A 665-nucleotide genomic window follows, 5' to 3' on the forward strand; every position below is an offset into this window, starting at 1 on the left:
CTTTCAGGAATCAGAGTAGGGTGTACACGCAACTCGATGCCTTTGTCGGTTTTACGGGTAATACCCAACAATTTGATACGGTAGCCAAGCTCTTCAGCGTATTTGATATCTCGGCTGTCGAGTTTGCTGATACCTTCTAAATAGCAGGCAGAAAAGTTCATCGGCGTACCGAATGCCAATGCGCTCATAATGGTAATCTTATGGCCGGCATCATGACCTTCGATATCAAAAGTAGGGTCAGCTTCTGCATAGCCCAAAGCCTGAGCTTCTTTCAATACGTCTGTAAATGCGCTGCCTTTTTCACGCATTTCAGTAAGAATGAAGTTGCTGGTACCATTAATAATACCGGCGATACTGCGGATTTGGTTTGCAGCCAAGCCTTCACGCAAAGCCTTGATGATAGGGATACCACCGGCAACAGCAGCTTCAAACTGCACCATGACATTTTTTTCTTCCGCCAAAGGGAAAATTTCATTGCCGTATTCAGCCAGCAGTTTTTTATTGGCAGTAACAATGTGTTTGCCATTTTCAATCGCTTTCAATACCGCATCTTTGGCAATACCGGTACCGCCAAACAATTCAACAACAACATCAACATCTTGATGTTGAACCAGCTCAAACGGATCTTTGATAAAAGCAGCATTCGGGCAAATTTGTTTGGCTTT

The 665-nt window shown here is 43.9% G+C and carries 1 protein-coding gene; it reads right to left on the reverse strand.

Annotated features, from left to right (window positions below):
* Window positions 1–665 (reverse strand): homoserine dehydrogenase (locus tag ACTHSP_RS21220; protein ID WP_440346910.1); only part of this gene is annotated, 665 nt, incomplete at both ends.

It is taken from the genome of Neisseria sp. P0001.S005, assembly GCF_051963715.1.